At 38.7% G+C, this 3,382-nt stretch carries 3 protein-coding genes and 1 pseudogene; all 4 read right to left on the reverse strand.

The genetic code is table 11. From position 1 onward, the window contains the following. Positions 1 to 305: pseudogene (locus ACRCJ0_RS10965) on the reverse strand (class I SAM-dependent rRNA methyltransferase); the annotation flags it as partial. Then, positions 298 to 948 (reverse strand): VanZ family protein, encoded by a 651-nt coding sequence (locus ACRCJ0_RS10970; protein ID WP_417894236.1) that lies wholly within the window; start codon positions 946 to 948, stop codon positions 298 to 300. The pseudogene ACRCJ0_RS10965 and the gene ACRCJ0_RS10970, both read right to left, overlap by 8 nt. A 40-nt stretch (positions 949 to 988) precedes the next feature. After that, on the reverse strand, positions 989 to 2,431 hold the full coding sequence (locus ACRCJ0_RS10975; protein ID WP_026465265.1) for a sensor histidine kinase: 1,443 nt from the start codon (positions 2,429 to 2,431) through the stop codon (positions 989 to 991). Positions 2,432 to 2,433: 2 nt separating this feature from the next. Next, positions 2,434 to 3,159: a response regulator transcription factor gene (locus ACRCJ0_RS10980; RefSeq protein ID WP_026465264.1), complete on the reverse strand. Its 726-nt coding sequence runs from the start codon at positions 3,157 to 3,159 to the stop codon at positions 2,434 to 2,436. Between the last annotated feature and the right edge of the window lie 223 nt (positions 3,160 to 3,382).

Consider the following 3,382-nt stretch of genomic DNA (forward strand, 5'->3'; position numbering starts at 1 on the left):
AAGGCTTGACGTTGGTTTTTGGCTTCTTGAAGTTTTGCTTGTACGAAATCAAGGTCACCAAGTAAGCCTGTGTCAGCGTTTTGGTCAGTTGTTAGGATCCAACCAACACCTTTATGTTGCTTGGCCATGTAGCCGTATCCTAGGAATTCGTGGTCGATACCTATGATTTCGACTAGTTCACCTTCAGTAAATGATGGTGGATTAACGAAGTCTTTCTCAGTTAAAAGGATTTGTCCTTTTTTCACTTGGACTGTTGCCCATTTACGCAGTTCCATTTTTGGTAATTGTGTGTTCTTTTTAGCCATTTGTATTTCTTCTCCCTTTTATATACCTGTTGCTGATTTTCAAAATGTCATAGATCAGGTAACCGATGATTACCCCTGCGCCATTAAAAATGACGTCATCAATATGACTTACGCCTGTTTCTAAATAAAATTGCATGGTTTCAATTGATACGGAAAATAACAATCCCCAAAGTAACGTGATGAAGAAGGCACGCTTCATCTTAAAGATATAGGGGAGCATCATACCAAATGGAAAGAACCAAACAACATTCCCAAAGAAGTTATACCAGAAGGAAAATGCGGACCCGTTTCTTAACTTAATAGTATCAACCAGTGGTGTCCAATTTAATTCACTCAGCGACCGTTCAAAATTGAAGGACGCTTGCCACCATTGCCAATCATAACGTAATACGGTTAAATGTACCAACAATATTAAATATATGGCAAAGATAAATTTGATTGCTTCTCTAAACCAGTCAATCGAATAATTTGTATTCTTAGACCGTTTATAGAAAATGATTCCTGCTTGAATAACCAGTAAAGCAATCATATAGAAGATGGTTTTATCCAAACTAAACAACGATAACTCTACTAAATGGAAATTTAAAATTCTGCCTGCAGAAATGTCTTCTAGCCATATAAGTAACGGCCCTAAAAAATACATCTTGTTTCAATCCTTTTGTTACCAGTCGATTGCTTAAAAGCTATTCGACCTTATTTTTTTCTGCCAATGTTTCACGGTCGTAAAATACTAGGGTAAATATTGTCCCAACGCCTGCTTCACTCTCCACGTGGATAGTGGCTTGATGTAATTCAACGAGTTGTTTAACAATCGATAAACCTAAACCAGATTCACCGAATTCATTATTTTTCCGGGAAATATCTGCTTTATAGAATCGCTCCCAGATATTTTCGACTTGTTCTTTCGTCATGCCCATACCTGAATCTTTTATTTTAATATAAGTTTCCCCATCTTGAAAGGCGCTAGACATAAAAATTTCGCCATAATCGGTAAATTGTACCGCATTTTGGGTGATATTGAAGATAATTTGGTGGAATCGGTCATAATCAGCATAAATCGGCACTTCATCTGGCATATCCAATTCAAATTTGATGTGTTTAACTTTGGCTGTTTCTGATAATTGGAGCGAAATATCCCTTAAAACTTCGGCTGCATTGAATTTTGATTTCTTCAATACAATTTCATTGGATCGTATTTTTTCAATATCCAGATTTTCGTTAACTAACCGATTTAATCGGTTGGCTTCCTTATACATCAAATCCACAGACCGGTCAATTTTATCTTCAGGCAATACTTTTTGTCTTAATCCTTCTAATAAACCAATCATAGTCGTTAGCGGGGTCCGAATTTCATGGGCCACATCCATCATCAATTGACGGCGGATGTTTTCTTGTCGGTCGATTTCCACTTCAGACTCCCTTAAGGCAACCGCCATTTGGTTAAAGTCCTTAGCTAAATCATCAAATTCATCAATATTACTGACCTCTAAACGAACCGAATAGTCACCTTGCGCAATTTTTTGGGTGGCCTCCTGGATTCGGCGAATCCGTTTATTTTGGTATCCGGCAATAATCACTGAAAAGATGACCGCAATAATCAAGGCAATCATGATCCCTTTAACCACATTGTGCACCAGGTTATCAATAATAGCATCGGATTGACTAGACGGCACCCCAATAACTAAGTAACCCGCAAAGGACTGGTTTTCTGCATTGGTTAGCGGCATGAAGATGGCTAAGGCATCTCCGACTTTTTCCGTAAAGCCCATTTCAAAAGTCCGTAAATTCAAGTCATGACCATTTTCTAACGTCTTCAATTCTTCATCCGTCAACTGATTATTTGGAATGGCCACTGCTTCATCGGTTGGATAAATCAATTCGTTGTCCGCATTAAAATAGAACAACTTCATATTGGACGACTGCAGTAAGGGTTCCATTGAAGCTAAGAATTCGGGTGAAATGGTCTGCCCTGAAATAAAGTGGGCAATGTCATTCAATTGTTGTTCTTGCCTTAGGAGCACCTGGTCCCTTGAAAAAGAAAACAAAGTTACCCCCATGGCTGCTATGGTCATACCAATGACCACTAGAAAGCTGAGAATTTGTTGGTAAAAAAAGTTCAATTTCATTGTTAAACACCGGTTTCGTCGAATTTATAGCCTACTCCCCAGACTGTTTGAATAAGTTGAGGCCCATACTCTTCCATTTTTTGACGTAGCTTTTTAATGTGGGCATCTACTGTACGCTCATCCCCGTAGAATGGGTCTTCCCATAGCGTTGTCAGTAAGTGTTCCCGTGTGAATACTTGTTTTGGACGACGAGCCAACAATTGTAGAATTTCAAATTCTTTTGGTGTTAAATGTTGAATTAATTGGTCTTTATAGAAGGCTTCACGGTTTTGGCTGTTGATCCGGATAAATTCTGTTTGGATGTCAAATTGGTCCGCATTGCCCTTTTCCTCTGTGGCTTCAACTGATGATTCAGACAATTGGCTACGGCGGTATAATGCACGCATCCGGGCCATAAAGGTGATTGGGTCAAAGGGTTTGGTCACGTAATCATCTGCACCAAGGCCTAAACCAAGGACTTGTTCACTTTCTGCGTCACGAGCAGTCAGCATGATAATTGGTACTTGTTTATTTTGTTGGCGGATGTCACGACAGATTTGAATCCCATCTTTACTTGGTAAGTTTAAATCCAAAATCACCATTTCAATCGTTTCCTCGTTAGCTAAATAGTGTTGCCAGCCCTCTTCACCATCTTGGATAAACGTCGCTTCCCAGTCTTTTTGTTGTTCAAAAAACATACTCATCATCTCTGCAACACTTTCGTTATCTTCAATCATCAAGATGTTCATGTTTTCGTCCTCCTTATAAGTCAAATTATTCCTTTAATATTTAGTCCGGCGCTACTATTGGGTGGTTTAGGGCAGAATCTCTATTCTCCTATATTGTACCCTAAAATACCTAACGACCGGCTATCTTTACCTATCTTTTGGTTTAATTTTATAAAATATCAAAAAAATATGAACTTTTTTGGGGGAATTGGCGAATAAATACGTATGTAATAGATTGGAGGGG

Source organism: Aerococcus sp. L_32 (genome assembly GCF_050689315.1).